The organism is Kitasatospora sp. NPDC051702 (assembly GCF_040681575.1).
Classification (GTDB): Bacteria; Actinomycetota; Actinomycetes; order Streptomycetales; family Streptomycetaceae; genus Kitasatospora.
Map to the genome: position 1 here is coordinate 116,221 of NZ_JBFAZB010000011.1, position 26,864 is coordinate 143,084.

Genomic DNA, 26,864 nt, shown 5'->3' on the forward strand with positions numbered 1-26,864 from the left:
GACGTGGATGTCTCATACTTAAGGTCTGCGTCTCGAATGCTGCATGCGTCGGCGGCGTCCGGACGTGAAAAAACCGGGGACGGCGGGTGCCGTCCCCGGTCGGGGTCCTGCGGGGCCGTGCGGCCCGGTCAGCTCTGGTTGTAGAACCCGGTCTCGTCGAGCGGGCGGTCGATCACCATGACCTCGACCTCGGCCGGGGTGAGCAGGAAGACCCGGCGGGCGATCCGCTCGATGCCGCCCTGGGTGCCGAAGACCAGTCCGGAGGCGAAGTCCACCATCCGCTTGGCCTCGGCCTCGTCCATCTCGGTGAGGTCCATGACCACCGGGATGCTCGCCCGGATGTGCTCACCGACCGTCCGCGCCGCCTCGAAACCGGTCGGCCGCAGGGAGACGATCTTCGCGGGGGCGGGGACGGACGAGACCGTCTCCTGCTCGACCCACTCGTCCTCGTACACCGCGGCCGGGTAGTGTCCCGAGGGCATCAGCCACCCGTTGTGGTGCTCGTCGCGAAGTGCTCCCATGCCGCGCCTCCCTGCCTCGTCCCGTCCTGGTCCCCCGGGGGTGGGTGCCCATTTTTGACACGTCATCCACTCGTCGGAACTGTCCGAGTATCGCACTGTTCACCGGTCCCGTGCCCGCTCGCGACCCCCGTACGAGTCGTGCCGCGCCGGAAACCCGGGCGAACCCGGGCAACATCAGCGACGCGGCCGGGCGCCGTACGGTTGCGCGCGTAGACCATATCGGTCTCGGTCACCGCCCAGTTGACTTTCTGTCAACAATGCGGAAACGATTTCACTCGCCGGTGGCGCCGTCCACCAGTTCGCGCAGCAGATCGGCGTGACCGTTGTGCCGGGCGTACTCCTCGATCATGTGGACGAGGATCCACCGGAGCGTCACCTCCTGCCCGTGGCGCGGCCGCTTGCCCACGGTGTCCAGCGACAGGCCGGCGCTCACCCGGCGGGCCGCGGCCACCTCGGCGCGCCAGACGGCGAAGTCGGCCGCCACGTCCGCGGTGTCGACGTGGTCGAAGTCGCCGTCCGGGTCGGCCTCCGTCCAGTAGTGGCCGGTGGTGAACTCCTCGCCGGACAGCACGCCCTGGAACCAGTGGCGCTCCACCTCGGCCATGTGCCGGACGAGGCCGAGCAGCGAGAGCGTGGACGGCGGGACGGAGCGCAGCCGCAGCTGGTCGTCGCTCAGGCCCTCGCACTTCAGGGCGAGGGTGCTGCGGTGGTAGTCGAGCCAGGCGGTGAGCATGGCGGTCTCGTCGGCGGCCATCGGCGGGTCTATCCGCGGGGAGAGTTCGGTCATGCGGGCCATCCTGGCGCCCCGCGCGGACGGGGGCGAGCGAATTCCCGGGCGGGCGTCGGGGCGGCGGGCGTCAGGCCGCCCGGGACCGGCGGCGGGCGGCGGCGGCCCGCCAGAGCCCGACCGCGCTGCCCAGCACCAGCAGGGCGATCACGCCCGCCGACACCAGGAAGGCCGCGGAGCCGGGTTCGCCCGCGCTGGCGGCGGCCGTCACGTACACCGCGGTGGTCGGCACCACGCCGATCGCGGTGGCCGACAGGAACGGCAGGAAGCGGACGCCGGAGAAGGCCGCGCCGTAGTTGGCCGCCTGGAACGGCATGCCCGGCAGCAGCCGCAGCACCAGCACGCTGCGGAAGCCCTGCTCGGTGAAGCGCCGGTCGAGCGGTCCGAGCACCCGCCCGCGCAGGTACGGCCGCAGCGCGTCCCGCCCGAGACCGCGGCCGAGCGCGAAGGCCATCGCGGCCCCCAGCGTGGTGCCGAGCACCGCGAGCAGCACGCCCTGCTGGATGCCGAGCAGCAGCCCGGCGGCGGCGTTCAGTGCGGGCCGGGGGACGAAGGCGAGGGTGCCCACCGCGTAGACGGTGGCGAACAGCGGCGCGAACCAGTACCCGGGCATCCGGTCGGCGAGCCCGCCGTCGAGCAGTGCCGTCGGGCTCCAGAGCAGCAGCGAACCGGCCGCGGCGGCCAGCAGCGCCACCAGCAGCGCGAACCGCCACCACGGCGAACGGGCGGCGGCGGCCGGGGGGAGTTCCTCGGCCGCGGTGGCGGGCGGGTCTGTCACGGGAGCTGGCACCGGCCGAGCCTAACCCGTGGGCGGGGCCGCCCGGCCGCCCGCCCGCCTGGTCCGCCCGGCCCGGTGGAGGCGGAACCGTGCCGTCCGGCCGCGCGGTGGTCGGCGGTGACCCGGGGAGGGGCTCCCCGAGTCACCGGCTCACCGGACGGTGAGGTTCCCGCCGGTGGTGCTCTCCTCCGGCGCCGGGTCGGTGGCCGTCGTGGCGGGACGGCTCCGGTCGGCCGGTGCGTGCGCGCTGCCCGGGCCGTCGGCGTGCTGTTCGGCCCGGCGCAGGGCGCCGGCGCTCAGCAGCAGGGCGAGGGCGAGGGCGGTGACCAGGCCGAAGGAGACGGTCAGCGAGGTGGCCTGGGCGAGGGCGCCGATGACGGCCGGGGCGATCAGGCCCGAGGTGTAGGTGACGGTCGCGACGCCCGCGATGGCCTGGCTGGGGTTGCTGCCGATCCGCCCGGCCGCCGCGAAGGCCAGCGGCACGGTGACCGCGATGCCGACGCCGAGCAGCGCGAAGCCCGGGATGGCCAGCGCGGGGCTGTCGGCGGCCACCACCAGCAGGCCGCCGGCGGTGGCGACGGCGCCGCCGAGCCGGGTGGTGCGGACGGCGCCGAGGCGGCGGATCACCGCGTCCCCGGCGAGCCGGCTGACGGCCATGGTGAGCGAGAAGGCGGTGTACGAGGCGGCCGCGAGGGTGGCCGAGGCGCCGGTGACGTCCCGCAGGTAGACACCGCTCCAGTCCATCGAGGCGCCCTCGGCGAAGACGGCGCAGAAGCCGACCAGTCCGATCACCAGCGAGCTGCGCGGGGGCAGGGCGAAGCGCGGCGGCGCCTCCGCCCCCGCGGCGGCGCGCAGGTCCGGCAGGCCCCGGCAGACCGGCTGGGCCAGGGCGAGCAGGGCGAGCGCGGTGACGGCCAGCTGGAGCCGGGCGTCGAGCGCCAGGTGGGCGGCGAGGATGCCGAAGGCGGAGGCCAGCAGGCCGCCCGCGCTCCACATCCCGTGCAGTCCGGACATGATCGAGCGGCCGAGCCGCTGCTCGATCTCCACGCCCTGGGCGTTCATGGCGACGTCGGCCATCCCGGCGGTGGCGCCGTAGAGCAGCAGGACGGCGCAGAGCACCGGCAGCGAGGGGGCGAGGGCGGGCAGGGCGAGGGCCAGGCACCAGAGCGAGAGCAGGCCGCGGACCGCCGCCCGCCCGCCGTGGCGGTGGGTGATCCGGCCGGCCAGCGGCATCGCGAGGGAGGAGCCGATGGCGGGCATCACCAGGGCCAGGCCGAGCTGGCCGGGGGAGAGGTCCAGGCGGTCCTGGATCCACGGGATGCGGGTGACGAAGCTGCCGCTGACGGCGCCGTGCACGGCGAAGACCAGGGCGATGCTCGCCCTGGCCCGGCGTCGGGCGGCCGGCTGTTCCAGTGGTGGCGTGGCGGTGCTGCTCATCCGACGGTCCCTCCCGGGTCGCGCACTGCGGCGCGACGTCGCCCTGTGGGTGGTCTACGGGCCGGCCGTGCGGGCCGGGCGGCGGCGGGGCCGTTCGGCGGACGGCGCGACCGGCTGGTGGTTCGTCCCTCCGGTAAATTATCAGGAAGGGACCCTGATAGAAACACTCTGGAAGGATGAGCTGCCATGACCACCGCGCGTACGGCCACGCCGAGCACCGCCCGGGCGATCAACGACCGGCTGGCGCTCAACCTGCTCCTCGAACAGGGCCCCCTCACCGCGACCGAGCTGCGCGACCTCACCGGCCTCTCCCGGCCGACCGTCGCCGACCTGCTCGACCGCCTCCAGCGGACCGGCCTGGTGGCCGTCGTCGGCGAACGCGGCGAACAGCGCCGGGGCCCGAACGCGCGGCTCTACGCCCTCGTCGCCTCCCGCGCCCACATCGCCGCCTTCGACGTGCGCGCCGGCGGCGTCACCCTGGTCGTCGCCGACCTCGCCGGACGCACCCTCGCCACCGCCGAGGTCCCCGTCGAGGACGACGCGGCGCCCGGCACCGCCGAGCGGCTCGTCCGCACCCTGCGCGAGACCGCGCGCGGCGCCGGGGTCGAGCAGCTGCACACCGTCGCCGTCGGCGCCCCCGGACTCGTCGACCCCGCCACCGGGCGGCTGCAGAGCACCGGCAAGCTCCCCGCCTGGCACGTCGAACTCCTCGCCGAACTGAGACGGCTGCCCGACACCGAGGTGATCCTCGAGAACGAGGTCAACCTCGCCGGCCGGGCCGAGTACCGGATCGGCGCCGCCCGCGACCGCGACACCTTCGTGCTGATGTGGCTCGGCCACAGCGTCGGCGCCGCCGTCATCCTGGACGGGCGGCTGCGCCGCGGCTTCTCCGGCGGCACCGGCGAGATCTGCTTCCTGCCCGTCCCGGGCACCACCGGCCTGCCCAGCGCCGACAGCAGCGAGGGCGGCTACCACGGGCTGGTCGGCAGCGTCGCCGTCTGCGAGCTGGCCCGCGCCCACGGCCTGCCCGCCGCGCCCGACGGGAACGCCCCCGCCGGCGAGGCCGCCGTCCGCGCCGCCCTGGCCGCGCTCGGCCCCGGCGAGCCCGGCGGGCCGTTCCTGGACGCCCTGGCCGAGCGGATCGCCATCGGCGCGGCCAGCGTCTGCGTCGTCCTCGACCCGGGCTGCGTGGTGCTCGGCGGCGAGATCGGCCGGGCCGGCGGCGCCGAGCTGGCCGACCGGGTCGAACGGCGGCTGGCCGGGCTCTCCCCGCTGCGCACCGAGGTCCGGGCCGGTACGGCGGGCGGCGGGGCGATCCTCGCCGGCGCCGTGCTCACCGCCGGGGACGCCGTCCGCCGGGACCTCTTCGGCGAACCGTAGGGCTCGTCCGACCGACGACCCCCGCCGCGGCCCTCCGGGGGGCGCCGCTTCGCGGGCCCGGCACGCCGTACGGCAGGATGTCGGCGAGGGTTCGGCGCACGCCGGGCCCGTCCCTCCGGAGTCAGCGTCAGGAGTCGCACATGGGCCAGCCCGAGGCGCCGGTCAACCCGTACCGGATCGGCGAGGCCGCGGCGCTGCTCGGCGTCAGCGCCGACACCATGCGGCGCTGGGTGGACGCCGGGCGGGTCGCGGCCCAGCGGGACGAGCACGGCCACCGGATCATCCCCGGCGCCGACCTCGCCGCCTTCGCCCGCGAGCTGGCCCGGCCCGAGAACGCCGAGGCCGAGGGCCGGCCGTCCTCGGCCCGCAACCGCTTCCCCGGGATCGTCACCGACGTGGTGCTCGGCGACGTCGCCGCCCAGGTGGAGGTCCAGGCGGGCCCGTTCCGGGTGGTGTCGCTGATCAGCCGGGAGTCGGCCGAGGAACTGAACCTCGTCCCCGGCGCACCCGCCACAGCCGTCATCAAGTCCACCAACGTGATGATCGAACGGCGCTGAGCCCGGCGACCGACCCCGCCCCCACCGATCCGCACGAGAGGCCCCGCCCGGGATGACCCACCCGCACCCGCCGACCACCCAGCGCGCCGCCCTCCCCGCCCGGGCCGCGGCCGCGGCCGCCCGGCCCGCAGCCGGCCGCGAACAGGCCCCGGACGCCCGCCGACCGGTCCTCGCGGTGGCCCACCGCGGCGCCCCGTACCGCCACCGCGAGAACACCCTCGCCTCGGTCGAGGCCGCCCTCGCCGCCGGGGCCGACGCCGTCGAGGTCGACGTCCAGCTCACCCGGGACCGGGTGCCCGTCCTGCTGCACGACCGCACCCTGGAACGCCTCTGGGGCGACCCGCGGTCGATCGACCGGGTCACCGCCGAGCAGCTCGAGGAACTGCGCCGCGGCCCGCTCGCCGTCCCCACCCTCGCCGAGACGATCAAGGCCCTCGCCGCCCACGAGGGCCGCCGGCTCCTGCTCGACCTCGACGACCCCGGCCCCGCCGCCGCCACCTGGTCCGTCGTCGCCGGGCTCGGCGCCGAACGGCAGGTCGCCTTCTGCGGGCCGGCCACCGCGATGCTCGCCGTCCGCGCGCTGAGCCCGGACGCCGAGATCGCGCTCACCTGGAAGCAGCCCCGGATGCCCGCCCGGGCCCTGCTCGACGACCTGCGCCCGCGCTACCTCAACCCGCCGTTCGGCCTGGTCACCCCCGCCTTCACCGCGGCCGCGGCGGACGCCGGGCTGGAGGTCTCCAGCTGGACGGCCGACCTGCGCCGCACCATGCGCCGGCTGCGCGACTGCGGGGTCTCCTCCATCACCACCAACCGGATCGACGTACTGCGCGCCGTCCTGGACGGCCGCCGGTGAACGTGCTGACCGGCCGGCAGCTGGGCCGCGCCCTGCTGGCCCGTCAGCACCTGCTCGCCCGCACCGGCCGGGAACCCGCCGAACTGATCCACCACCTCGGCGGGCTCCAGGCCCAGGCGGTGCCGCAGCCGCCCTACCTCGGCCTGCTCAGCCGGATCGACGGCTTCACCCCCGAGCGGCTCACCACGCTGCTGGAACAGCGCGCCGCGGTGCGGATCGCGCTCCAGCGCGGCACCATCCACCTGGTCACCGCCGAGGACTGCCTGACGCTGCGCCCGCTGCTCCAGCCCGTCCTCGACCGGGCCCTGCGCTCCACCTACGGCGCCCGGTTGGCCGGGCTCGACCTGGACGCCCTCGGCGCCGAGGCCCGCGCCCTGGTCGAGGCGGAACCGCGGACCTTCCAGCAGCTCGGCGCGCTGCTCGCCGCCACCCGCCCGGACCGCGACCCGGCCGCCCTCGCCCAGGCCGCCCGCTGCCTGCTGCCGCTCGTCCAGGTCCCGCCGCGCGGGATCTGGGACCGCAGCGGCCCCGCCGCCCACACCACCGCCGAGGCCTGGCTCGGCCGCCCGCTGGAGCGGACGCCGGCCCTCGACGACCTGGTCCTGCGCTACCTCGCCGCCTTCGGCCCGGCCACCGCGGCCGACCTGCAGAAGTGGTCCGGTCTCAGCCGGCTCGGCCCGGTGCTCACCCGGCTGGCGTCCCGGCTGGTCACCTTCCGCGACGAGCACGGCCGGGTGCTCCACGACCTGCCGGAGGCGCCCCGGCCCGATCCGGACACCCCGGCGCCGGTGCGGCTGCTCGCCCCCTTCGACAACCTGCTGCTCTCGCACGCCGACCGCACCCGGGTGCTGCCGGAGGAGTACCGGGGCCGGGTGATGACGCAGAACGGGATCGTGCTCGGCACCCTGCTGGTCGACGGGCTGGTCGCCGGGACCTGGCGGCTGACGGGCGGGCAGGAGGTGGCCGTCCGGCCGTTCACGGCGCTGCGGCCCGCCGACGAGCAGGCGGCGCGGGCCGAGGCGCAGCGGGTGCTGGACTTCGCGGGCGGCGGCGGGGCGGTCCGCTTCGAGCCGGTGGACGGGGAGCGGTAGCGCTCCGCGTCCCGGGGACGGCCGCCCGGCGCCCCTGCGGCGTCCCGGGACGCCGGGGGACGGCGGGCGGGACGGACGCCGCCGGCCGCCTGCCGGAGCCCGCCGCGGCGCGGGACCGTCCCAGCCCGGACGCGGGCGGCGTCCCTGGGACGGCGAGGGCTCGAGGGACGCCCGCGGGGCCTCCTAGTGTCGTTCGGCGGCGGCCGGTCCCGGCCCCCGCAGTCCACTCCAGGAGCCGTCCATGCTCATGTCCTCGACCGTCAAACGCGCCGCCGTGGTGGTGGCCTCCGCCGGTATGGCCCTCGTCGCGCTGGCCGGTACGGCGAGCGCCAACTCGACCGCCGGCGACATCGCCTACGGTGACACCGGGACGGGCGTCTGGTGCGTCCAGCTGGCGATGAACGCCTCCAACGTGCACGCCGGCCTCAAGGCCGACGGCATCTGGGGCAAGCGCACCGAGGACGCGGTGCGGAAGTTCCAGGCGACCAACCGCGACCAGTGGGGCGGCACGCTCGACGTGGACGGCATCGTCGGCCACAACACCGGCCGCGTGATCCTGGAGGTCCTCGTCCACAACGAGCACGACCAGGCCGCGAAGTGCTGGGACTACCTGCCGACCTGACAGGCGCCCCCCCGGGCCGGCGCGGTGGCGGCTCCGCAGCCGCGCCGCCCACGGCTCCGCCCTCCCTCCCCCTCCGTCACACCCAGTGAGGAACCGTCATGAAGCGCATCCCGGCCGTGGTCGCCGCGATGTTCGCCGCGATTCTCGCGGCCCTGCTGGTCGCGCCCGCCGCGCAGGCCGCGAGCTGGCCCACCGTCCGCAACGGTGACCGCGGCGACAACGTCACCACCGTCCAGTACCTGCTGGCCGCCCACGGCTTCGCCACCGGCGCCGACGGTGCCTTCGGTGCCGGCACCGAGGACAAGGTCAAGGGCTTCCAGCAGTCCGCCGGGCTCAGCCCGGTGGACGGCGTCGTCGGCCCCGACACCTGGTCCAAGCTGATCGTCACCGTCCGCAAGGGCGACAAGGGCGACGCCGTCAAGGCGCTCCAGGTCCAGCTGAACGCGCACGGCGCCGGGCTGGCCGTGGACGGCGACTTCGGCGCCGGCACGGACTCGAAGGTCCGGGGCTTCCAGCAGTCCGCGGGCCTCAACCCGATCGACGGCATCGTCGGCCCGGCGACCTGGGGCGCCCTGCTCTCCGGCGGCGGCAGCACCGGTGGCGGTGGCGGCACCGGCACCACCCTCACCCAGTCGCAGGCGGCCTCGATGCTCTCGTCCGCCGGGATCACCTGGTCCTCCTCGGGCAACTGCTCCGACCGCGGCAGCAGCAGCTGCACCTCCTTCGACGGCCTGCGCCGCGCCTCGGCGGACGGCGCCATCGCGCTCAAGCGCTCGATCGGCAGCTGCCCGCTGAACATCACCGGCGGCACCGAGACCGGCCACGCCAGCGGCACCTACAGCCACGGCAACGGCTACAAGCTGGACTTCGGCATGTCCGGCTGCCTCACCAACTACATCCACGGCACCTTCACCCACAGCGGCACCCGCGGTGACGGCGCCGACCTGTGGACCGCCGCCTCGGGCAACATCTACGCCAACGAGGGCAGCCACTGGGACGTGACCTTCATGAACTGACCGCCGACGCGGCAGTACCGCCCCGTGACGCGGGTCGGAAGACAGGCCCGAGCGGCCCGGCCGGATCCCCGGCCGGGCCGCCCGGGCGCTTCCGTGCGTCCGGGGCTCCGGAGGTCAGGGGCGCGCCAGGGGGACAAAACCGCCATTCCATCTGATCATCTGCTGAGATGGGGCGGTTCGGACTCATCGACGATCCCCGGCGGAGGTGGCGGTGTCCGTGGAGCGCCCGTCAGACGGTGTACCGGACCGGGACCGGGACCGGGGCAAGGACCAGGACCAGGACCAGGACCAGCGCCAGGGTCAGGACCGGCGCCGGGCCCCGGACGGCCGGCCGGACCCGCGCCGGCCGTACCTGATGCTGCCGCCCGTGCTGCGGCAGGCGGCGGCCTGGTCGGCGGCGGTGATCCTGCTGATCGCCGTGGCCTCGCTGGTGGTCTTCGCCCTGGTCGAGCTGCGGGCGGCGACCGTGCCCGTCGTGGTGGCGCTGCTCGGGGCCTCGCTGCTCTACCCGGTGGTGCCGTGGCTGGTCCGCCGGGGCGTCGGCCGGGGCCTGGCCGCCGGGCTGACGTGTGCGGTGCTGGTCGCGTTCGTCGGCGGCGTGATCGCCCTGCTGGTCAACTCCCTGGTGCACAGCGCCCCGCAGATCGCCGACTCGCTGCAGGAGTCCGGGCGCCGGATCGCCGACTGGCTCGGGCCGTCCGGGGCGAAGGTCCAGCGCGCGCTCGACAACGCCAAGGGCGAGACCAACTCGCTGCTCTCCGCCCTCACCAGCGGCGTGCTCTCCGGGCTCGGCCTGCTCGCCCAGCTCGCCACCGGCGGGGTGCTGGCGCTCGCCCTGGTGTTCTTCTTCCTGCGGGACGGCCACCGCACCGGTGAGGCCATCCGCTCCTACCTGCCCGAGCGCGGCGCCGGGACCGTGGTCGCCTGCGCCGAGCGGGCCTTCGACGCGATGGCGGGCTTCATGCGCGGCACCACGCTGATCGCGCTGATCGACGCCACCTTCATCACCATCGGCCTGGTGGCGCTCGGGGTGCCGGGCGCTCCGGGGCTGGGCGCCCTGGTGTTCATGGGCGCCTACATCCCCTTCGTCGGGGCCTTCCTGTCCGGGGCGGTGGCCGTGCTGGTGGCCCTCGCCGACGGCGGGCTGGGCACCGCGCTGTGGGCGCTCGGCGTGGTGCTGGCGGTCCAGCTGATCGAGGGGAACGTCCTCCAGCCGCTCATCCAGAGCCGCACGGTGGAGCTGCACCCGGCCACCATCATGGTCGCCGTGGTGGCGGGCTCCGGTATCGCGGGCATCCTCGGGGCGCTGCTCGCGGTGCCGATCTGCGCCGCGGGCGTGGGGGTCGTCTCGGTGCTGCGCGGGGTGCCGGGGCCGCGCACGGCCCGCCGTTCGGCGGGCGGTGAGTAGGGGGCGGCGGCGCGAGAGGGGGGCAAGTCGCTTGTGGTGGCCCCCGGATGCGTGCGAGGATTCATAACGCGACGAGAGTCGCAATAACTTGGAGGGGGTGGCATGGCACGGACCACGGAGCTGATCGGCGTCGCCGAGGCGGGGGCCGGACCGTACGGGATCGCGGTGGGGCCGGACGGGGGCGTCTGGTGCACGCTGGTGCACTCCGGGCGGATCGCCCGGCTGGCGGCGGACGGCACGGTCGAGCGCCACGACCTCGGCGCACCCGACTGCGGCCCGTCGGTGATCACGGCGGGCCCGGACGGCGCGCTCTGGTTCACCCGGATGCGCGACCGCCGGATCGGCCGGATCGCCGTCGACGGGACGACGCGCTCCCACACCCTGCCGGGGGAGGGCTCCGGGCCGTACGGGATCGCCGCCGGGCCCGACGGAGCGCTCTGGTTCACCGAGCCCGACGCCGACCGGATCGGGCGGATCACCGTGGACGGCGAGCTGACGGCGTACCCGCTGCCGCTCACCGGGGCCTTCCCGGCGCTGATCACGGCCGGGCCGGACGGCGCCCTGTGGTGCACGCTCAACCGGGCGGACGCCGTCGCCAGGATCGGCGTCGCCGGTGACGTCACCGTCCACCCGCTGCCCACCGCGGGCACCGCACCGGTGGGGATCACGGCGGGGGCGGACGGCGCGCTCTGGTACGTCGGCATCGGCGGCGGGCTGGTCGGCCGGATCACCGTCGACGGCGAGGTCACCGAGTACCCGCTGGCCGACCGGGCGGCCCGGCCGCACGCGATCGCCTGCGGCCCGGACGGCCGCCTCTGGTTCACCGAGTGGGCCGCCGGCCGGATCGGCGTGCTCGCCCCCGACGGACGGCTCGACGGCCACCCGCTTCCCGGCCCGGACGCCGAACCGCACGGGATCGCCGTCGGACCGGACGGCACGGTGTACGCGGCCCTGGAGCGCGGCGAGGTCGCCCGGCTGACCGTGCGGGACTGACGCTCCGACGGCGTCCGGGCGGCCGGCTCACGGCTGCCGGCGCAGCAGCTCCTCCAGGTCGGCGAGCAGGCCGAGGGCGGCGGCGCGGTCGGGGCCTGCCGCCGGGGCGGGGGCCCGCTCGGCGATCACCCGCAGCGCGGCTGCGGCCTGCCGGGCGAACAGCGCGAGCAGGTCCAGTTCGGGCAGGCTGGCCCGGGCCTGCGGGGCCGGGTCGAGTACCTCCAGCACGCCCAGCACCCTGCTGCCGTGCGTCAACGGCGCCGCCATCAGCGCGTTCGGCACGTAGGCGGTGGACTCGGCGAAGTCCCGGTCGAAGGTGCGGTTGGCGCCCAGGTCGTCGACCACCATCGGCTCGCCGGAGGCCGCGACCCAGCCGGCGATCCCGCGTCCGGCCGGGAAGCGCCGGCCCACCAGGGCCTCCTCCCCGCGCCCCGAGACGGCCTGGAAGACCAGCTCGCCGGCGGCCTCGTCGAGCAGGCAGACCGAACCGGCCTCGGCGCCGAAGATCGCCCGGGCCACGTCCACCACGGACTGCAGCAGCTCGCGGGCCAGCGGGTCGACGGCGGGGTCAGTGCTGAGGGTCATCGGGCGCCTCCGTGAGGGGGGTGGACGGGCGGGGGCCGACCTGGACGTTGGCCGCGGTGAGGTAGAGCGCGCTCTTCAGCTGGAAGGTCGTCAGCCTCGGCCGGCCGGACAGGATGCGGGCGCACAGCCCGGCGACGTAGGGGGTGGCGAAGCTGTTGCCGGTGGTGCGGATGGTCGCCCCGCCGAGCCAGGGCACCCGGACGTTCTGGCCCGGGGCGAAGAACTCGACGGGCGGCGCCGGGTTGTACAGGTGCAGGGCCGGGTCGTCCTCCTGGTGGCTGCCGACCGAGATGACCGAGGAGAAGCGCCACGGATAGCTCTCCACCTGCGTGTTGTGCGCGGAGGCGACGATCGCGGTGCGGGCGAAGAAGGCGTCGTCGGCGATCGCGTGCAGCTCCTCCAGGAAACGGGTCCGGGTGGTGGAGAGGCTGAGGTTCACGACGTCGAAGCCCTGCCCGACGGCCCAGCGCAGCCCGGCGATCAGCATGTCTCCGGTGCCGGTGAAGCGCTCGCCGAGCACCCGGACGCTGTACAGCTCGCAGTCCGGGGCGGTGCGGCGGATGATGCCCGCGCAGGCGGTGCCGTGGCCGCAGGTGTCGCCGGCGGCGTCGGGGCGGACCACCAGCTCCCGGGTGACCGGATCCTTGAGCACCGCCCAGGACCCGTTCAGCGGGCCGACCAGCGGGTGGTCCGGTTCGACCCCGGAGTCCACCACGCAGACCCGCACCCCCTTGCCGGTGCCGCCCTCCCGGGTGCCGCCCTCCCCGGTGTCGTCGCCGTCGGCGAGCACCGGGAGGTCGGCGGCGGACCGCCCGCGCAGGCTCCAGGTGAGGCCGGCCGGGCCGTTCACCGGGCGCCCCCGATCCGTTCGGCCCGCCGCACGCCCGGCAGGTGCCCCTTGGCGGCGAAGCGGTCCCGGGCGGTGGCCGCCGCCGCGGCGGCCTCGGCCGGCCGGTCGAGCAGCAGCAGCGCGTGGGCGCGGTCCAGCGCGGTGAGCGCCTGCAGCAGCAGCGACTCGGTGCGCTCGGCGGCGGCCGCGGCGGCCGCGGTGAGCTCCAGCGCCGGGCCGGCCTCGCCCGCGGCGGCGGCGACCCGGCCGCGCAGCGCGTCCAGTTCGATCGCCAGCACCGGCGCCGGCGCGGCCGTCGCGTCGACGCCCTCCAGGTGCCGGGCGGCCTGACCGGGGCGGTCGGTGTCCAGCAGGACCCGGGCGGTGGTGAGGGCGAGCCGTGGCAGCGGGGCGGCCGAGCCGAGCCGGCGGGCCACCTCGGCGGCGTCGGCGAGCAGCTCCAGGGCCTGCCCGGTCTGGCCGGTGGCCGCCGCGGCCTGGGCCGTCAGAGCCGGCAGCGAGATCATCGCGTCGGCCAGCGACAGCTCGCCGGCCAGGCCGTTGGCCTCGGCGAGCAGCAGCTCGGCCTCGCCGGGGCGGTCCCGCAGCGCGAGCAGCACCGCCAGCGGGCCGTCCAGCGCGACCCGGACCGTCCGCCGGCCGGCGCCGTGCTCGGCGAGCAGGGCGCGCAGCCGGAAGGTGGCGTTCGGGACGGGCTCGGGGCCGGCCAGCAGCGAGGCGGCCAGCGCGGCCAGCACCGCGGCCCGGTCCAGCTCGGCGTCGGTGCGGGAGACGTGGCCGAGGGCCTCGTCGAGCAGCCGGTCGGCCTCGGTGTGCCGGCCGGCCAGCAGGTGCTCCTCGGCCAGCCGCAGCCGGGCCCGGGCCTGGCCGAGGTCGTCCCCGGCGCCGGCGAACAGCGGCAGCACCGCGCGGGCGGTGGCCGCGGGTTGCTCCGGGCCGGGCGGCAGGCCGCGGGTGGCGAGGGCGAGCCGGGCGTGCGCGGCGTCCAGCGGGTCGGCGGCCGCGTCCCGGACCTGCGCCAGCACGGGCAGGGCCTCCTCGGCCCGGCCGAGGGCCAGCCGGGCCTCGCCGAGGCGGCGCAGGACGGGGCCGGCGCCGCGCTCGTTGGGGTAGTGCAGCCGGACGGCGCGCTCCAGCAGGTCGGTGGCGGCGGGCAGGTCGGCGTGCTCCAGGGCCAGGGCGCCGGCGGCGCCGAGGGTGGCCGCCGCGCGGGTGCGCAGGGCGTCCGTCCGGGCGTCCAGCAGGCCGAGTTCGAGCCGGTAGCGGTGGGCCCGCTCCAGGTGGTCGCCGACGGCGGCGCCCCCGGCGGTGCGGACGGCGGGCAGGTCGGCGGCCCGCTCGTGGCGCTCGGCGCGGGCGCGCTTGGACATCGACTGGTACACCGACTCCTGGACCAGACCGCTGCTGAACCGGTAGCCGTCGCCCGCCGGTTCGACCAGGCGGCGCTCGGCCAACCGCTGCAGCGCGGCGTGCAGCCGCGGCGGGGTGTCGTCGCCGCTGCCGCCGGCCAGGCCGGGCAGGCCGTCGAGCGGGCCGGTGAAGACGTCGTCCTCCGGATCGGCGAAGGCGTCCTGGTCGGCGCCGCCGTGGGCGAGCCCGGCGAGTTCGGCGGCGCGGAAGGCCCGGCCGAGCACGGCGGCGAGGTCCAGCGTGGTGCGCTCGTCCCGTTCGAGGTCGTCGATCCGCGCGCTGAGCAGTGCCCGTCCGGTGGGCGGCAGCTCCTCGGCGAGGGCAGGGCCGTCCGCCTCGGTGAGGGCGGCCAGCAGCTCCTCCAGGTGCAGCGGGTTGCCCTCGGCCCGCTCCAGCAGCCGGCCGGGCACGGTGTCCTGGTGGGCGCTCAGCTCGGTCAGCTGGGCGGCCAGCAGAGCCGACTCGTCCCAGGACAGACCGCCGACCGGCAGGGCCGGCAGCTCCGGGCGGGAGGCGGGCAGCTCCGGACGGGCCAGGCACAGCAGCAGCACCGGGGCCGCGCCGAGGGCGGCGACCAGCCGCTCGGCGGCGTCCAGCAGCACCGGACCGGCCCACTGGCAGTCGTCCAGGACCAGGACGGCCGGGCGTTCGACGGTGCGCCCGCGCAGGATCGCCGCCAGCCGGTCCAGGGACTCGGCCGCGCCCACCTCCGGGGCCACCGCGTCCTCCAGCCGGGCCAGCGCCTCGGCGGGCGCGGCGGCTCCGGCGCCGTCGTCCAGCAGGGCCCGGACGGCCTCGGCCAGCGGGGTCAGCACGCCCTGCTCGCCGTAACTGCGGCAGCGCCCGGTGCCGCAGCGGGCGGCACGCCGGCCCACCCGCTCCTGCCACTCGCGCACCAGCCGGGTCTTGCCGATCCCGGCCTCGCCGACCACCAGCAGCAGCTCGGCGCCCCGACCGCCCGCCACCCGTGCGAACGCGGCGTCCAGCAGCGCCAGTTCGCGCTCCCGGCCGACCAGCGGGACGTCGAAGCGGCGCAGCAGCTCCGGGTCGTCCTCGTCCAGCCCGACGAGGCGGTAGGCGGTGACCGGCTCGGCCTTGCCCTTGAGCCGCAGCGGGCCCACCTCGTGCACCTGGGCGGCCGGGCCGGCCGCGCGCAGGGTCTGCGGGCCGATCAGCACCTGGCCGGGCGCGGCCTGGGTCTGCAGCCGGGCGGCGATGTTCACCGTCTCGCCGGAGATCAGTGCCTGGCGCGCCGAGGCGTCCGAACCCGCCACCACCTGGCCGGTGTTGACGCCGATCCGGACGTCCAGACGGACCCCGAGGGTGGCGTCCAGCTCGGTGTTGAGGTCCTCGAGGTCCTCCAGCATGGCCAGGGCGGCCGCCAGCGCCCGGTGGGCGTCGTCCTCGCGGATCACCGGGACGCCGAAGACCGCCATCACCGCGTCCCCGATGAACTTCTCCAATGTGCCGCCGTGCGCCTCGATCTGGCGGTGCATCCGCTCGAAGTAGCGCAGGATCACCTCGCGCAGCGTCTCCGGGTCGAGCGCGCCGGACAGCGCGGTGGAGTCGACCAGGTCGCAGAAGACCACCGTGACCAGTTTGCGCTCCTCGGCGGCCAGGTCGAGGGCGGCGGCCCGGGAGGTGCCGCAGGAGGGGCAGAACTGATCGTTCGTGCCGGCGAGTTGGGCGCATTGTGGGCAGGGCATGGTGGCAGTCCTTCGCTAGGGCTCGTCTGACAATTCCCGCCGCGCCGCGAATTGTCAGACAAGCCCTGGTCCCTCGCGGTGCGGGAGTGCTGTCGGATCCGGGCGTGTCGTCGGGGTGGACGTCGCCGGGCCGTGGGCGTGCCGTCGGACCCGGGAGTGCTGTCGGATCCGGGCGTGCGGGTGTGCCGGGCCAGGCTCCCCGGCCGGGCTTCGGGCCCGGTTCGAGGGCGCCTGGCCGGCGGTATGGCCGCAGCTCGGAGCGGGTCCGCGGGCCCCCCGGCCGGGCCGGCCGGCCGCCCCGGACGCGCCGGCGGCCGCCCCGGCCTGCGGCCATACCGGTGCCGTACCGGTTCCCGGGCCCCGCGCAGCCGGGCCGGCCTAACGTCCTCACCACGGCGGACCACCACCCGCTGCACCCCTACCGATCCACCCAGTGAGAGGAGTTCAGCCATGGCCGAGAACATCGACCCGATCGTCGGCGAGGACGGCGAGGAGACCCCCGAGGTCGAGGCGCACGCCGCCAACATCCTGGACCTGCAGGCGATGAAGGTCCTCCAGGACGCGGCCGACGGCAACTGCTTCAGCCTGATCAGCTACGTCAACTCCGCCGAGACCTCCGGCGCCTGAGGCGCGGCAGGCCGGCGGTCCCGGCACGGGGGCGGGCGCACCACCGCCCCCGGCCGGCACGCCGGACCGCAGGCCCCCGGGGCGGTCCCGTCGGCACGGGACCGCCCCGGCCCGATTCCACCCCCCACCCCGGAGGACGGCCATGGAGCCCACCTCGCTCTCCCGCAACCGGGACTTCCGGCTGCTCTGGGTCGGCGGCCTGCTGGCCTCGCTCGGCTCCCAACTCGCCTCGATCGCCCTGCCGCTGCTCGTCCTGCGGGACACCGGCTCGCCCGCCCAGGCCGGTGCGATCGGCACCGTGTCGGTGGGCGCGCTGCTGCTCACCATGCTGCCCGGCGGCGTGCTCGCCGACCGGATCGAGCGGCGCCGGCTGATGCGGGTCTGCGACGTCGGGAGCCTGCTCGCCGTCACCGCGCTGGTGCTCGCCGTCCTGAACGGGCGCACCCCACTGCCGCTGGTCCTGCTGGTCGCCGCCGCCGGGGCGCTCATCGCCAGCACCTACGGGCCCGCCGCCGGCGGCCTGCTGCGCGCGGTGGTGCCTCGCGACCAGGTCCGCGCCGCCTCCTCCCGGATGCAGGCGCGCGGCGCCGCGGCCCGGCTGATCGGTCCGCTCGGCGGCGGGGCGCTGTTCGCCTGGCACCCGGTGCTGCCGTTCGTCGCCGAGGGCGTCGGGCTGCTGCTCTCCACGGTCTGCGTGGCGCTGATGCGGACGAGGTCGGTGCCCGCCTCCCGGGCCGGGGCGGTGTTCAGCCGCTCCGAGCTGACCGCCGGGCTGTCCTTCATCTGGCACCAGCCCTATCTGCGCACCCTGCTGCTGATCTTCGGCCTCGGGATGAACTTCGCGTTCAGCGCGCTGATGTTCACCACCCTGGCCGTCGCCTCGGACGGCGGACGCTCCGGAGTCGGCGGCGGCACCGTGGTCTCCTTCACCGCGGCCGGGGCGCTGGCAGGCGCGCTGCTCGCCCCGCGGCTGGACGCACCCCCGGCCTGGTGGCCGGGCGGCGCCCACGGCGCGCGCGACGGCAGCCTGGTGGCGCTGAGCTGCTGGGCGGCCGCCGTCACCGCCGGGGTGCTCGTGCTCACCCGGGAGCCGGTGCTGATCGGGCTGCTCTGCGCGGTGTGCATGTGCCTGTCCACGGTGGCCAGCATCGGCTTCGTGTCCGGGATGCTGCTCGCCGCGCCGCCGGACCGGATCGGCCGGGTGCAGAGCGCGGCCGGCTTCCTCTCCACGCTGGTCCAGCCGTTCGGCCCGCTGGTGGGCGGCGCCCTGCTCGGGGCCTTCGGCGGCACCCGGACCTTCGCGCTGCTGGCCCTCGCCATCGCGCTCTGCGCGGCCGTGGTGACCTGGGCGCCGCCGGTCCGCCGCGGGCCGGCCCTGCTGCCCGCCGTCTGACCCCCTGAACCCCCGGGGCCCGTGGGCGCGCCCGGTACCAGCCGTCCAGCGACCGGAAGAGGAGGCCCGCCATGGCCGGCGCCCAGGAGACCCAGCTGTACTGCCTCGCCGACCCGACGTACTACGACACCCCGGGCCGGCTGCGCGACCGCTCCACCCGCTACGCCCTCGGGCTCGGCGCACCGCCCGCCGGGTGGCGGCGCGAGCAGCGCGGGCTGTGGACGGCCCTGCGCCCGGACGGCGTGCGCCCGCCCGAACAGGGCTGGAAGCTCCACGTCTCGACCGTGCCCGAGGAGGCCGAGCAGACGCTGGCCACCGTGGCCCGGATCTGCACGGCGCACCGGGTGACGTTCAAGTTCCTGCGCAGCGACGACGCCCTGCGGGTGGCCAACGGCAAGTACGCGGGGCGCGGGAGCAGCGGCAAGTTCGTCACCGTCTACCCCGGCTCGGAGCGCCAGTTCCTGGCGCTGGCCCGGGAGTTGGCCGAGGCCCTGGCCGGCCGGCAGGGGCCGTACGTGCTCACCGACCTGCGGATCGGCCCGGCCCCGGTGTACGCGCGCTACGGCGCCTTCGTCGAACTCTGGTGCCAGGACGGGGCCGGACGGGCGGTGCCCGCGCTGCGCGACCCCTCCGGCCGACTCGTCCCGGACCGCCGCGAGCCGGTGTTCCGGCTGCCGGACTGGGTCGAGCCCCCGGCGGAGCTGCGCCCGCACCTGGCCGCCCGCGAGGCCGCCGGCGGCGAGCTGCCGTACCGGATCGTCGAGGTGCTGCAGTTCTCCAACGCCGGCGGGATCTACCTCGGGGAGCACCGGACCACCGGGGAGCGGGTGGTGCTGCGCGAGGCCCGCCCGTACGCCGGGCTGGACGCCGCCGGGGACGACGCCGTCACCCGGCTGCGGCGCGAGCAGTGGGCCCTGGAGCGGCTGGACGGCCTGGACTGCGTGCCCCGGCTGCGCGAGGTCCGGACGGTCTGGGAGCACACCTTCCTGGTGCAGGAGCACGTCGAGGGCGTCCAGCTGTTCGCGGAGGCGATCCGGCGCTACCCGCTGGTGCACCAGGACTGCACCGCCGAGCAGCGCGCCGGGTACGCGGCCTGGGTCGAGGAGGTCGTCGCCGGGCTGGGCGGGGCGCTCGCGGCGCTGCACGCCCGGGGCGTGCGGTTCGGGGACCTGCACCCGGCCAACGTGATCGTCCGGCCGGACGGCTCGGTGGTGCTCGTCGACTTCGAGTACGCGGACGAGCTGGCCGGCCGCCGGGTGCCGGTGGCCGGCGCCGGCGGGATCCAGCCCCCGCCCGGGCTCGACGGGGCCGCGGCCGACCGGTACATGCTCTGGGCGACCTGGCTGATGCTGCTGATGCCCGTGATGGAACTGGCCGAGCGCGACGCCGGGAAGCTGGCCGCGCTGGAGCGGCGGGCCCGGGCGTGGTTCGGGCTCGGCCCGGAGGCGGGGCCTCCCCGGCCGGGCACGGCCACCCGGGTGGAGTCGGTGACGGAACGCCGCGGGCGGGAGCTGCTCGGGCGTGTCGGCGACGTCGCGGACCGCGCGGGACGCTGCGAACACGCCCGCGGGCCCGCGGCGGCGGACGGCCCCGATCTCGCCCGGGTGCGCGGCGAGCTGGTCGCCGGGATCCACGCCGGGGCCACCCCCGACCGCTTCGACCGGTTGTTCCCGGGGGATCCGGCCGGCTTCGCCGACGGCGGCACCGGGGTGGCGCACGGCGCGGCCGGCGTGCTCCACGCGCTGCACCGCACCGGGGCGGGCCACCCGCAGGAGTACGCGGACTGGCTGGTCGCCGCGATGCGGCGGCGGGGCCCGCGGCCCGGGGCGGGCGGGCTGTACGACGGCCCGCTCGGGGTCGCCGCGGTGCTGGCCCGGGTCGGACGCGAGGAGGCTGCGGCCGAGCTGGCCGAGCGGGCCCGCCGCGCCCGGCCCGCGCCCACCGTCGCCCTGTACGGCGGCCGGGCCGGCGCGGCCCTGGCCCGGTTGCGGCTCGCCGACGCCCTGGGCGACGGGGCGGGGCTCGCCGACGCGCTCCGGGACGCGCGCGCCCTGGACGCGGCGCTGCACGCGGAGACCGCGGCCGACCCGCTGCCGGCCGGTCTGCTGTACGGGCTGGCGGGCATCGCGCTGGTGCAGCTGCGGCTGTACCGGCGCACCGGCGAGGAGTGGCTGCTGGCCTCCGGGCGGGAGGCGCTGGCCCGGGCGGTGGCCCGGTGCGTCCGGGTGCCGGACGGGTCGGTGCAGGTCCTCGACCGGGGGCGGCGGCTGGCCTACCTGGACCGGGGGAGCAGCGGCATCGCCCTCGTCGCCGGGGAGTACCGGGCGGCGGGGGACGGCGGGTTCGACGGCTTCCTGGCGGACGTGCGGCGGGTGTGCGCGCCCGGGTTCGTCCGCGAGCCGGGGCTGTTCCGGGGCCGGGCCGGGCTGCTGCTGGCCCTGGACCGGCTGGGCGGTCCGGCGGCGCGGGAGGACGTGCTCGGACAGGTCCGCAAGCTCCAGTGGCACCTGGTGGCGCGGCCGGAGGGGCTGCTCGTCCCGGGGATGCGGCTGCGGCGCTTCTCGGCGGACCTGCACACCGGCGCCGCGGGGGTGCTGCTGGCCCTGTGGGCGCTGGAGGGCGGGGACCCGCTGGACGCGCTGACGCTGGGCTGAGCCTCCCCGACCGGGGAGGCCCGCCCTCGCCCGCCGGGGCTCAGCCCAGGCCGTCGGCCGGCACGCCCGCGTGCTCCCGGGCGTGCAGATGGGTGAGCCGGGGCAGCGCGTACAGGGCGGCGTGGGCGGTGACCTCGGCGGTCGGGCAGGTGACGGCTCCGGTGTCGGTGAGCGCCTCCAGGGTGCGCAGCGCGAGCCGCTCGGGGCGGCCGAGGGCGGCGGCGGCCTCCGGGAGGGTGAACAGCAGGGCGAGCGGGAGGGCGGCGAGGCGGGCGAGGGCGAGGCGGCCCTGACCGCCGAGGTCGCGCCAGCCGGAGTCGAGGCGGGCGCGGACGGTGACGTCCCCGGCGACGAGTTCGTCCAGGGCGCCGGCCGGGTCGGCGAGCCGGGCCGCGAACTCGGCGAGCGGGAGGTGGCGCAGCACCGCCAGGCGGGTCCCGGCGACCCGGACGGCGAGCGGCAGCAGCCCGCAGGCCTCGACGACGCGGGCGGCGGCGGCCCGGTCGGTGCCGATCCGGCCGGTGCCGACGATGCGGCCGAGCAGGTCGAGGGCCTCGCCGGGGGCGAAGGGCGGGACGGTGACCCGGTGCACCGAGGCCAGCCCGGCGAGCTGGCTGCGGGAGGTGACGAGGACGGCACTGGGGCCGTGGCCGGGCAGCAGTTCGCGGACCAGGGCCTCGCCGGGGGCGTCGTCGAGGATCAGCAGCATCCGGCGCCCGGCCAGGGAGGCGCGCCAGAGCGCGGCGGCCTGGCCGGGATCGGCCGGGAACGGGCCCGACCGGCCGGTGAGGGAGGCGAGTTCGGCGAGGAGATCGGCGAGCGGGCGCGGGGAGCCGTCCTCGGTGCGCAGCCGCACCAGCAGCCGGCCGTCCGGGAAGCGTTCGGCGAGCAGGTGGCCGGCGTGGACGGCGAGCGCGGTCTTGCCGATGCCGGCCGGTCCGGAGAGCACCGTGACCCGCCCGCTCCCGCCCGACTCGTCGATCAGGTCGCGCAGTTCGGCGGATCTCCCGGTGAAGTCGGCGGTGTCGGCGGGCAGCAGGGCGCCGCCGGAGCCGGTGGGCCGGGCCGGGCGGTCGGCGCCGGGCCGGGCCGGCCCGTGGGCGAGCAGCCGGCGGTAGCGGGCGGTCAGTGCGGCGCTCGGCTCCAGGCCCAACTCGCGGGCGAGCAGCTGGCGGTGGGTGTCGTAGACGGCGAGCGCCTCGGCCTGCCGGCCGGACCGGTGCAGGGCGTTCATCCGGGCGGCCTGGAGGCGTTCGCGCAGCGGGTGGCGGTCGGCGAGTTCGGCGAGCTCCTCGGCCACGGCGATGGCGTTGCCGAGTTCCAGCTCGGCCTCCGCCCAGTCCTCGTGGACGCCGAGGCAGCGGCCCTCCAGTCGGTCGGCCTCGGCCTCGACGGCGGGCGAGCAGCGCAGGTCGGCGAGCGGCGGCCCCTGCCACAGGTCCAGGGCCTGGCGCAGCAGCCGGGCGGCGGGTGCGAGCGCGCCGCCGTCGGCGGCGGCCCGGCCGGCCCGGGCGAGGGCGCGGAACTGCAGGAGGTCGAGCTCGGGTTCGGCGACGCGCAGCTGGTAGCCGCCCGCGGTGTGGACCAGCCGGTCGGGCTCCGCGCCGCGTCCGAGCAGGGTGCGCAGGGCGCAGACGTACACCTGGAGGTTCTTGCGGGCGGTGCGCGGCGGCTCCTCGGGCCAGAGCGCGTCGGTGAGCAGGTCGACGGGGACGGAGGTGTTGGCCCGGGTCAGCAGGACGGCCAGCACCAGCCGCTGCTTGAGCGGCCCGAGGGCGAGCGGGCGGCCGTCCGCGGTGCCGGTCAGCGGGCCGAGCACGGTGAAGCGGACCCGGGCGGGGGCGGCGGGCTGGGCCAGGGGCATCGGCGTACCTCCGGGGGCGTGGGCGGGGGCGTGCGGGGGCGTGACCGGTGGTGGTGCGGCGTGGGCGCAGGCTACGGGACGGCCGACCCGAGCTGTAGGGCACGGAATCGGCGGGGTTCCCACACCGGGCCCACACGGGCCGGGCGCCCGGGCGGCGGTGCGGCCGGGGGCGCCCGGTGCCCGGCCGGGCGGTGTCCGGGCAGCTGGGGAGGGGTGCGGGCGGGCGGCGGGCCCGGTGCGCGGCGGCCGGCCGGGGGCGGGCGCCGGCCGGTGCGGCGGGCGTTCCGGGGGTGCGGGTGCCGGGTCGGCTCCGGCGGTTCTCCAGCGGGGCTCGTCGCCGTGGCGAGCGGCCTCCGAGGGGCCCGGGGCAGTGGCCGGGGCCACCGGAGGTCCCGGTCCGGGGGCCGGAACGCGGGTCGAGCGGCCCCGGGTGCGCGGGCCGAACGGCCCTGGGGCGCCGGGCCGGTGCGTTCCGATCATGGATCGCCACCCATTCGCACGAGGTTCCGAAGGAGTGCGTCCTTGAGCGCCACCCAGGCACAGGGCGACCCCATGCCACCGTCAACCGCCGTACCGTCGACGGGAGTCCGGCCGAAACGGCCCGGCTCGGCGGTGGTCAGGCTGCTGACCACCACCGACCACAAGACGATCGGCTCCATGTACCTGGTGTCGGCGTTCGCGTTCTTCCTGATCGGCGGCGTCCTGGCGCTGGTGATGCGCGCCGAACTCGCCCGCCCGGGCACCCAGATCCTCTCCAACGAACAGTTCAACCAGGCCTTCACCATGCACGGTTCGGTGATGCTGCTGCTCTTCGCGATGCCGCTGTTCACCGGCTTCGCCAACTGGATCATGCCGCTGCAGATCGGCGCCCCGGACGTCGCCTTCCCCCGGCTGAACATGCTGTCCTTCTGGCTGTTCGTGTTCGGCTCGCTGATCGCCGCGGCCGGCTTCGCCACCCCGCAGGGCGCCGCGGACTTCGGCTGGTTCCTCTACGCGCCGCTGTCCGACGCCGTGCACTCGCCGGGTGTCGGCGCCGACATGTGGATCATGGGCGTGACGCTCTCCGGCTTCGGCAGCATCTTCGGCGCCGTCAACTTCATCACCACGATCATCTGCATGCGGGCCCCCGGCATGACGATGTTCCGGATGTCCATCTTCTGCTGGAACGTGCTGCTCACCTCGCTGCTGGTGCTGCTGGTCTTCCCGGTGCTCGCCGCCGCGCTGCTCGCCCTGGAGGCGGACCGCAAGTTCGGCGCGCACGTCTTCGACCCCGCCAACGGCGGGGCGATGCTCTGGCAGCACCTCTTCTGGTTCTTCGGCCACCCCGAGGTGTACATCCTGGCGCTGCCCTTCTTCGGCATCGTCTCCGAGGTCATCCCGGTCTTCAGCCGCAAGCCGATGTTCGGCTACGCGGGCCTGATCGCCGCCACCGTCGCCATCGCGGGCCTGTCGGTGACGGTGTGGGCGCACCACATGTACGTCACCGGGCAGGTGCTGCTGCCGTTCTTCTCCTTCATGACCTTCCTGATCGCCGTCCCGACCGGGGTGAAGTTCTTCAACTGGGTCGGGACCATGTGGAAGGGCTCGCTGAGCTTCGAGACGCCGATGCTGTGGACGGTCGGCTTCCTGGTCACCTTCCTGTTCGGCGGCCTGACCGGGGTGCTGCTCGCCGCCCCGCCGATCGACTTCCACGTCTCCGACTCGTACTTCGTCGTCGCCCACTTCCACTACACGCTGTTCGGCACCGTGGTGTACGCGATGTTCGCCGGCTTCCACTTCTGGTGGCCCAAGATGACCGGCAGGATGCTCGACGAACGCCTCGGCCGGATCACCTTCTGGACCCTCACCATCGGCTTCCACTCCACCTTCCTCGTCCAGCACTGGCTCGGCGCCGAGGGCATGCCCCGCCGCTACGCGGACTACCTCTCCACCGACGGCTTCACCACGCTCAACACCGTCTCCACCCTCGGCTCCTTCCTGCTCGGCCTGTCGATCCTGCCGTTCCTCTACAACGTCTGGAAGACCGCCAAGTACGGGGAGCGCGTCGAGGCGGACGACCCGTGGGGCTACGGCCGCTCGCTGGAGTGGGCGACCTCCTGCCCGCCGCCGCGGCACAACTTCGTCACCCTGCCGAGGATCCGCTCCGAGTCCCCGGCCTTCGACCTGCACCACCCCGACATCGCGGCCCTGGACGTGCTGGAGAACACCGGCGAACCGGCCAAGCACCTGGCCGGCGTCACCCCGGCCAAGTACGACCTGCCGCGCGGCGCGACCCGGCGCCCCCGCCCCGAGGGCGACTGACCGGGCCGCCCCCCGACCGCCGTCCCCGCCCGCGCCGCTGCCCCCGGGCGGGCGGGGACGGCCCCACCCTCCCCGCGAACCGGAAGGCCGGGCCCATGAACCACACCGTCCTCGCCATCGGCACCGCCGCCCTCACCGCCAGCGGCTGCGTCTGGTACCTGCCCGCCATCGCCGACCTGCAGGCCGGCCCCGACCGCCCCCGCTCCACCCGCACCGCCGCGGCCGCCTGCGTCCTGTGGTGGGCAGCCCTCGCCCTGGCCGGCGGGCTGCTGCTGGTCCTCCCCGACTGGCGCCCCGCCGCGCAGACCGCCCTGGCCGGGCTGGTCGGCGGCGCCGCGCTGCGGGTGCGCGCCCGCTGGGACCGGCACGGCGAGCAGCGGGAGAGCGTCGCGCGCTGGGCGGCGCTGGACGCCGCTCCGGCGCCGCACCCCCGGCGCCCGGCGGCCCCCGCCCTCGCCGGCTGGCTCCTCGTCGGCGCGGCCGTCGCCTCCCTGGGGGCGGCGGCCGTGCTGCTGTCCGCCGGCGGCGGGCTCGGGCCCCGGGTGGGGCTGGCCGCGGCGAGCGGGGCGGGCGTCGCGCTCGCCTTCCTGCTGGCCGGTCTGGGCAGCGCCCGGCGCCGGTGACCGCGCCCGACGGCGGTGGGCACGCCCGGCGCCGGTGACCGCGCCCGACGGCGGTGGGCGGCGAGGCGCCGGGGGCGGTGGGGCCCTTCGGCCCTGTGCCCGCCGCCGAGCGGTGGGCGATGATGCCCTGGGCCCCGCCGGGAGTGCGCGGGGGTTCGACGAAGGTGGAGCGGCGTGATGGCGACCAGTACGGCGGGTGCCGGGGCACCGGCTCCGGTGCGGGTGTTCCTGCTGGACGACCACGAGGTGGTGCGCCGCGGCGTGCACGACCTGCTGGACGGCGAGCCGGACCTGGAGGTGGTCGGCGAGGCCGCCACCGCCGAGCAGGCCCTCGTCCGGGTGCCCGCGCTGCGCCCCGACGTCGCGGTGCTGGACGTCCGGCTGGGCGACGGTGACGGGGTGTCGGTCTGCCGCGAACTGCGCTCCCGGATGCCCGGACTCGCCTGCCTGATGCTGACCTCCTTCGACGACGAGGAGGCCCTGCTGGACGCCGTGATGGCGGGCGCCGCCGGCTACGTGCTGAAGCAGATCAGCGGCACCGACCTGGTCGCCGCCGTCCGCACCGTCGCCTCCGGCCGCTCGATGCTCGACCCCGGTGCGGCCACCCGGCTGCTGAACCGCCTGCGCAGCGACGCCGAACCGGCGCCGCCCGTCGCCGCCGGACCGGCGCTGACCCAGCGCGAGCAGGAGGTGCTCGCCCTGATCGGGGAGGGCCTGACCAACCGGCAGATCGGCGAGCGGCTCTACCTCGCCGAGAAGACGGTCAAGAACCACGTGTCGCGGCTGCTCGCCAAGCTGGGCGTGGAACGGCGCGTCCAGGCGGCGCTGATCGCCACCGAACTGCGCCAGGCCCAGGCCGCCGCGCCGCACTCCCCGCTGCGTGCCGGGCGGTTCTGACGGCCCGCCCGGCGGCCGGGAACCGGGGACCACGGGCGGGACCATCGGCCCTCGCGGGCGGGCCCCGGCCCGGGCGAGCATCGCTGGCATGAACCGCGATCACGACCCGCAGGAACTGGACCGCGACCGGGCGCTGGGCCTGCTGGCCAGGGCGGTGGTCGGCCGGGTGGTCTACACCGTCGGCGCCCTCCCGGCGGTGCTGCCGGTGCACTTCCGGCTGGAACCGGGCGACGGCGGGATCCTGCTCTCGGCCCCGGCCGGCTCCGAACTGGCCCGCGCCGTGGACGACGCCGTCATCGCCTTCGAGGCCGACGAACTGGACGGCCCGGACGGCTCCGGCTGGTGCGTCACCGTCCTCGGCCGGGCCCAGGTCCGCCCCGTCGCCGGGGCCGTACCCGCCGCCGTCCGGATCCGGATCCGCCCGGAACTGGTCACCGGCCGCCGGCTGCCCCCGCTGCGCCGCGACGCCCGGCCGCCGGCCCGGCTGGGCACCGGCACCTGAGCCCGCCCG

General features: G+C 76.6%; 22 protein-coding genes and 2 pseudogenes. 16 read left to right on the plus strand and 8 right to left on the minus strand.

Translation table 11 applies throughout. The annotated features are described in order from the left end of the window. Positions 1 to 128 precede the first annotated feature (128 nt). The 4 genes from AB0N04_RS12700 to AB0N04_RS12715 form a co-directional block, all read right to left on the minus strand. Positions 129 to 521 (minus strand): cell division protein SepF, encoded by a 393-nt coding sequence (locus AB0N04_RS12700; RefSeq protein ID WP_360210319.1) that lies wholly within the window; start codon positions 519 to 521, stop codon positions 129 to 131. A 271-nt stretch (positions 522 to 792) separates the two neighbouring features. Further along, positions 793 to 1,308 carry a DinB family protein gene (locus tag AB0N04_RS12705; protein WP_360210321.1) on the minus strand — a complete coding sequence of 172 codons (516 nt, stop codon included), beginning with the start codon at positions 1,306 to 1,308 and terminating at the stop codon, positions 793 to 795. Positions 1,309 to 1,378: 70 nt separating this feature from the next. After that, positions 1,379 to 2,086 (minus strand): VTT domain-containing protein, encoded by a 708-nt coding sequence (locus AB0N04_RS12710; RefSeq protein WP_360210323.1) that lies wholly within the window; start codon positions 2,084 to 2,086, stop codon positions 1,379 to 1,381. Between the two features lie 150 nt (positions 2,087 to 2,236). Further along, positions 2,237 to 3,523, minus strand: a complete 1,287-nt coding sequence (locus AB0N04_RS12715; protein WP_360210325.1) for an MFS transporter — start codon at positions 3,521 to 3,523, stop codon at positions 2,237 to 2,239. 186 nt (positions 3,524 to 3,709) lie between these two features. Here AB0N04_RS12715 and AB0N04_RS12720 point away from each other — a divergent pair, with 186 nt between their 5' ends. The 9 genes and pseudogenes from AB0N04_RS12720 (at position 3,710) to AB0N04_RS12760 (ending at position 11,443) form a co-directional block, all read left to right on the plus strand. Further along, positions 3,710 to 4,903 (plus strand): ROK family transcriptional regulator, encoded by a 1,194-nt coding sequence (locus AB0N04_RS12720; RefSeq protein WP_360210327.1) that lies wholly within the window; start codon positions 3,710 to 3,712, stop codon positions 4,901 to 4,903. 140 nt (positions 4,904 to 5,043) lie between these two features. Beyond that, positions 5,044 to 5,460: a TOBE domain-containing protein gene (locus AB0N04_RS12725; protein ID WP_360210329.1), complete on the plus strand. Its 417-nt coding sequence runs from the start codon at positions 5,044 to 5,046 to the stop codon at positions 5,458 to 5,460. A gap of 52 nt (positions 5,461 to 5,512) precedes the next feature. After that, complete coding sequence (locus tag AB0N04_RS12730) at positions 5,513 to 6,313, plus strand: glycerophosphodiester phosphodiesterase (protein ID WP_360210331.1); 801 nt, start codon at positions 5,513 to 5,515, stop codon at positions 6,311 to 6,313. Beyond that, positions 6,310 to 7,404, plus strand: a complete 1,095-nt coding sequence (locus AB0N04_RS12735) for a winged helix DNA-binding domain-containing protein (RefSeq protein WP_360210333.1) — start codon at positions 6,310 to 6,312, stop codon at positions 7,402 to 7,404. The genes AB0N04_RS12730 and AB0N04_RS12735 overlap by 4 nt, the downstream gene beginning before the upstream one ends. A gap of 241 nt (positions 7,405 to 7,645) precedes the next feature. After that, a complete protein-coding gene (locus AB0N04_RS12740) occupies positions 7,646 to 8,026 on the plus strand; it encodes a peptidoglycan-binding domain-containing protein (RefSeq protein WP_360210335.1) in 381 nt (126 codons plus the stop codon). A gap of 128 nt (positions 8,027 to 8,154) precedes the next feature. Further along, positions 8,155 to 8,589: pseudogene (locus tag AB0N04_RS12745) on the plus strand (peptidoglycan-binding protein); the annotation flags it as partial. Between the two features lie 54 nt (positions 8,590 to 8,643). After that, positions 8,644 to 9,042, plus strand: a pseudogene (locus tag AB0N04_RS12750) (peptidoglycan-binding protein); the annotation flags it as partial. 217 nt (positions 9,043 to 9,259) lie between these two features. Continuing rightward, positions 9,260 to 10,450 carry an AI-2E family transporter gene (locus AB0N04_RS12755; RefSeq protein ID WP_360210337.1) on the plus strand — a complete coding sequence of 397 codons (1,191 nt, stop codon included), beginning with the start codon at positions 9,260 to 9,262 and terminating at the stop codon, positions 10,448 to 10,450. A gap of 102 nt (positions 10,451 to 10,552) precedes the next feature. Next, positions 10,553 to 11,443 carry a virginiamycin B lyase gene (locus AB0N04_RS12760; RefSeq protein ID WP_360210338.1) on the plus strand — a complete coding sequence of 297 codons (891 nt, stop codon included), beginning with the start codon at positions 10,553 to 10,555 and terminating at the stop codon, positions 11,441 to 11,443. A 27-nt stretch (positions 11,444 to 11,470) separates the two neighbouring features. Here the strand turns inward: AB0N04_RS12760 and AB0N04_RS12765 are convergent, their stop codons facing one another. Genes AB0N04_RS12765 through AB0N04_RS12775 form a run of 3 tightly spaced genes read right to left on the minus strand, consistent with a single transcriptional unit; the run spans position 11,471 to position 15,994 of the window. Then, positions 11,471 to 12,028, minus strand: coding sequence for a GAF domain-containing protein (locus tag AB0N04_RS12765; RefSeq protein ID WP_360210340.1), 558 nt, complete (start codon positions 12,026 to 12,028; stop codon positions 11,471 to 11,473). Next, a complete protein-coding gene (locus tag AB0N04_RS12770) occupies positions 12,012 to 12,878 on the minus strand; it encodes a S8 family serine peptidase (protein ID WP_360210342.1) in 867 nt (288 codons plus the stop codon). The genes AB0N04_RS12765 and AB0N04_RS12770 overlap by 17 nt, the downstream gene beginning before the upstream one ends. Then, positions 12,875 to 15,994, minus strand: a complete 3,120-nt coding sequence (locus tag AB0N04_RS12775) for an adenylate/guanylate cyclase domain-containing protein (protein WP_360210344.1) — start codon at positions 15,992 to 15,994, stop codon at positions 12,875 to 12,877. Before AB0N04_RS12775 ends, AB0N04_RS12770 begins: the two co-directional genes overlap by 4 nt. Positions 15,995 to 16,444: 450 nt before the next feature. Between AB0N04_RS12775 and AB0N04_RS12780 the strand changes: the two genes are divergently transcribed. The 3 genes from AB0N04_RS12780 to lanKC all read left to right on the plus strand — a co-directional run bounded on the left by AB0N04_RS12780 (position 16,445) and on the right by lanKC (position 20,668). Then, positions 16,445 to 16,621, plus strand: coding sequence for a hypothetical protein (locus AB0N04_RS12780; RefSeq protein WP_360210346.1), 177 nt, complete (start codon positions 16,445 to 16,447; stop codon positions 16,619 to 16,621). 142 nt (positions 16,622 to 16,763) lie between these two features. Further along, positions 16,764 to 18,014: an MFS transporter gene (locus tag AB0N04_RS12785; RefSeq protein WP_360210348.1), complete on the plus strand. Its 1,251-nt coding sequence runs from the start codon at positions 16,764 to 16,766 to the stop codon at positions 18,012 to 18,014. Positions 18,015 to 18,085: 71 nt separating this feature from the next. Continuing rightward, positions 18,086 to 20,668: a class III lanthionine synthetase LanKC gene (gene lanKC / locus AB0N04_RS12790; protein WP_360210350.1), complete on the plus strand. Its 2,583-nt coding sequence runs from the start codon at positions 18,086 to 18,088 to the stop codon at positions 20,666 to 20,668. 40 nt (positions 20,669 to 20,708) lie between these two features. On the opposite strand, the gene AB0N04_RS12795 is transcribed toward lanKC, so the two are convergent. Then, positions 20,709 to 22,532 carry a BTAD domain-containing putative transcriptional regulator gene (locus tag AB0N04_RS12795; RefSeq protein WP_360210352.1) on the minus strand — a complete coding sequence of 608 codons (1,824 nt, stop codon included), beginning with the start codon at positions 22,530 to 22,532 and terminating at the stop codon, positions 20,709 to 20,711. Between the two features lie 552 nt (positions 22,533 to 23,084). Between AB0N04_RS12795 and ctaD the strand changes: the two genes are divergently transcribed. The 4 genes from ctaD to AB0N04_RS12815 all read left to right on the plus strand — a co-directional run bounded on the left by ctaD (position 23,085) and on the right by AB0N04_RS12815 (position 26,855). Next, positions 23,085 to 24,833 (plus strand): cytochrome c oxidase subunit I, encoded by a 1,749-nt coding sequence (gene ctaD, locus AB0N04_RS12800; protein ID WP_360210386.1) that lies wholly within the window; start codon positions 23,085 to 23,087, stop codon positions 24,831 to 24,833. Between the two features lie 95 nt (positions 24,834 to 24,928). Then, the gene (locus tag AB0N04_RS12805; protein ID WP_360210354.1) at positions 24,929 to 25,456 is read left to right on the plus strand and encodes a hypothetical protein; all 528 of its coding nucleotides are present in this window, start codon (positions 24,929 to 24,931) and stop codon (positions 25,454 to 25,456) included. A 177-nt stretch (positions 25,457 to 25,633) separates the two neighbouring features. Then, the gene (locus tag AB0N04_RS12810; RefSeq protein ID WP_360210356.1) at positions 25,634 to 26,353 is read left to right on the plus strand and encodes a response regulator transcription factor; all 720 of its coding nucleotides are present in this window, start codon (positions 25,634 to 25,636) and stop codon (positions 26,351 to 26,353) included. A gap of 88 nt (positions 26,354 to 26,441) precedes the next feature. Further along, positions 26,442 to 26,855, plus strand: coding sequence for a pyridoxamine 5'-phosphate oxidase family protein (locus AB0N04_RS12815; RefSeq protein ID WP_360210358.1), 414 nt, complete (start codon positions 26,442 to 26,444; stop codon positions 26,853 to 26,855). The last annotated feature ends 9 nt before the right edge of the window (positions 26,856 to 26,864 follow it).

Bases quoted from the DNA above. Each gene is read 5' to 3' on its own strand.
- AB0N04_RS12775 (WP_360210344.1), bottom strand. From the start codon at position 15,994: ATGCCCTGCCCACAATGCGCCCAACTCGCCGGCACGAACGATCAGTTC.
- AB0N04_RS12815 (WP_360210358.1), top strand. From the start codon at position 26,442: ATGAACCGCGATCACGACCCGCAGGAACTGGACCGCGACCGGGCGCTG.
- AB0N04_RS12715 (WP_360210325.1), bottom strand. From the start codon at position 3,523: ATGAGCAGCACCGCCACGCCACCACTGGAACAGCCGGCCGCCCGACGC.
- AB0N04_RS12805 (WP_360210354.1), top strand. From the start codon at position 24,929: ATGAACCACACCGTCCTCGCCATCGGCACCGCCGCCCTCACCGCCAGC.
- AB0N04_RS12810 (WP_360210356.1), top strand. From the start codon at position 25,634: ATGGCGACCAGTACGGCGGGTGCCGGGGCACCGGCTCCGGTGCGGGTG.
- AB0N04_RS12760 (WP_360210338.1), top strand. From the start codon at position 10,553: ATGGCACGGACCACGGAGCTGATCGGCGTCGCCGAGGCGGGGGCCGGA.
- lanKC (WP_360210350.1), top strand. From the start codon at position 18,086: ATGGCCGGCGCCCAGGAGACCCAGCTGTACTGCCTCGCCGACCCGACG.
- AB0N04_RS12765 (WP_360210340.1), bottom strand. From the start codon at position 12,028: ATGACCCTCAGCACTGACCCCGCCGTCGACCCGCTGGCCCGCGAGCTG.
- AB0N04_RS12780 (WP_360210346.1), top strand. From the start codon at position 16,445: ATGGCCGAGAACATCGACCCGATCGTCGGCGAGGACGGCGAGGAGACC.
- AB0N04_RS12720 (WP_360210327.1), top strand. From the start codon at position 3,710: ATGACCACCGCGCGTACGGCCACGCCGAGCACCGCCCGGGCGATCAAC.
- ctaD (WP_360210386.1), top strand. From the start codon at position 23,085: ATGCCACCGTCAACCGCCGTACCGTCGACGGGAGTCCGGCCGAAACGG.
- AB0N04_RS12740 (WP_360210335.1), top strand. From the start codon at position 7,646: ATGCTCATGTCCTCGACCGTCAAACGCGCCGCCGTGGTGGTGGCCTCC.
- AB0N04_RS12725 (WP_360210329.1), top strand. From the start codon at position 5,044: ATGGGCCAGCCCGAGGCGCCGGTCAACCCGTACCGGATCGGCGAGGCC.
- AB0N04_RS12795 (WP_360210352.1), bottom strand. From the start codon at position 22,532: ATGCCCCTGGCCCAGCCCGCCGCCCCCGCCCGGGTCCGCTTCACCGTG.
- AB0N04_RS12785 (WP_360210348.1), top strand. From the start codon at position 16,764: ATGGAGCCCACCTCGCTCTCCCGCAACCGGGACTTCCGGCTGCTCTGG.
- AB0N04_RS12730 (WP_360210331.1), top strand. From the start codon at position 5,513: ATGACCCACCCGCACCCGCCGACCACCCAGCGCGCCGCCCTCCCCGCC.
- AB0N04_RS12705 (WP_360210321.1), bottom strand. From the start codon at position 1,308: ATGACCGAACTCTCCCCGCGGATAGACCCGCCGATGGCCGCCGACGAG.
- AB0N04_RS12700 (WP_360210319.1), bottom strand. From the start codon at position 521: ATGGGAGCACTTCGCGACGAGCACCACAACGGGTGGCTGATGCCCTCG.